Source organism: Stenotrophomonas sp. A3_2, from assembly GCF_036624925.1.
Taxonomy (GTDB): Bacteria; Pseudomonadota; Gammaproteobacteria; order Xanthomonadales; family Xanthomonadaceae; genus Stenotrophomonas; species Stenotrophomonas hibiscicola.
The window spans coordinates 1-496 of record NZ_JAZKVY010000182.1 but is presented as its reverse complement, the minus strand read 5'-3'; the positions used below and the strand labels follow the sequence as shown (position 1 = coordinate 496).

The window sequence follows — 496 nt, the reverse complement described above, 5'->3', positions numbered from 1 at the left end:
ACCGAGGAGCAGGCGACCGCCCGCGCGATCGAGCTCCTGGGGCTGGTCGGCATCACCGACGGCGCCCGGCGCCTCGCTTCCTACCCGCACCAGTTCTCCGGCGGCATGCGCCAGCGCGTGGGCCTGGCGCGCGCGCTGGTGGTGCACCCCGACCTGCTGCTGATGGACGAGCCGTTCTCGGCGCTCGACGTGCTGACAGCCGAGACGCTGCGCACCGACCTGATCGACCTCTGGATGGAGGGCAAGCTCCCGGTCAAATCGGTGCTGATGGTGACGCACAACATCGAGGAAGCGGTGCTGATGTGCGACCGCATCCTGGTGTTCTCCTCCAACCCCGGCCGCGTCGCGCAGGAGCTGCGGGTGCCGTTGCCACACCCGCGCAACCGGCACGACGCGGCGTTCCGCAAATTCGTGGACGACATGTACGCGCTGATGACCCGCCGCGCGCCCAGCGTGCCGGCCCCCGCCAGCCCAGGCGCCGCGGAGGCGCCGCCGC

Annotated in this window: 1 protein-coding gene; it reads left to right on the top strand. The window is 71.8% G+C overall.

The genetic code is table 11. The features are described 5' to 3' along the window. Positions 1-496 (top strand): ATP-binding cassette domain-containing protein (locus R5H29_RS05615; RefSeq protein WP_332328891.1); only part of this gene is annotated, 496 nt, incomplete at both ends.